General features: G+C 55.8%; 1 protein-coding gene. It reads left to right on the top strand.

Going from position 1 to position 1,171, the window contains the following annotated elements; all coding sequences use genetic code 11:
- Positions 1–1,171 (top strand): elongation factor Tu (gene tuf, locus D777_RS17480; RefSeq protein ID WP_036135034.1); only part of this gene is annotated, 1,171 nt, incomplete at both ends.

Genomic DNA, 1,171 nt, shown 5'->3' with positions numbered 1-1,171 from the left:
AGTAAACCGCACGTCAACGTGGGCACCATTGGTCACGTTGACCATGGTAAAACCACTCTGACCGCAGCTCTGACTCGTGTATGTCACGAAGTATGGGGTACAGGTACTGCCAGCGCGTTTGACCAGATTGATAACGCGCCGGAAGAGAAGGCTCGTGGTATCACTATCGCGACTTCCCACGTTGAGTACGATTCTCCGACTCGTCACTACGCACACGTGGATTGCCCGGGTCACGCTGACTACGTTAAGAACATGATCACTGGTGCTGCTCAGATGGACGGCGCTATCCTGGTTTGTTCTGCAGCTGACGGCCCCATGCCGCAGACTCGTGAGCACATCCTGCTGTCCCGTCAGGTTGGCGTACCGTTCATCGTTGTGTTCCTGAACAAGGCGGACATGGTCGATGACGAAGAGCTGCTCGAGCTGGTAGAGATGGAAGTTCGTGATCTGCTGAGCCAGTACGACTTCCCGGGTGACGACACTCCGATCGTGACCGGTTCCGCGCTGATGGCGCTGGAAGGTAAAGACGACAACGAGATGGGCACTACCGCTGTTAAGAAGCTGGTAGAAGCTCTGGACGAATACATCCCTGAGCCGGAGCGTGCGATTGACCAGCCGTTCCTGATGCCGATCGAGGACGTATTCTCCATCTCTGGCCGTGGTACCGTTGTTACCGGTCGTGTTGAGCGTGGCATCATCAAGGTTGGTGACGAAGTGGAAATCGTTGGTATTCGCGAGACTACCAAGACCACTTGTACCGGTGTTGAAATGTTCCGCAAGCTGCTGGACGAAGGTCGTGCCGGTGAGAACGTTGGTGTTCTGCTGCGTGGTACCAAGCGTGACGACGTTGAGCGTGGTCAGGTTCTGGCGGTTCCTGGTTCCATCACTCCGCACACCAAGTTCGAGTGCGAAGTGTACGTACTGGGCAAAGACGAGGGTGGTCGTCACACTCCGTTCTTTAAAGGCTACCGTCCGCAGTTCTACTTCCGGACTACTGACGTAACCGGTTCTTGCGAACTGCCGGAAGGCGTTGAGATGGTAATGCCGGGTGACAACGTCAAGATGAGTGTTACCCTGATCGCTCCGATCGCCATGGAAGATGGTCTGCGCTTCGCGATTCGTGAAGGCGGCCGTACCGTTGGTGCCGGCGTGGTATCCAAGATCATCGAGT

It is taken from the genome of Marinobacter nitratireducens, assembly GCF_000708045.1.
GTDB lineage: Bacteria > Pseudomonadota > Gammaproteobacteria > Pseudomonadales > Oleiphilaceae > Marinobacter > Marinobacter nitratireducens.
This window is presented reverse-complemented; position numbering and strand designations above follow the sequence as displayed.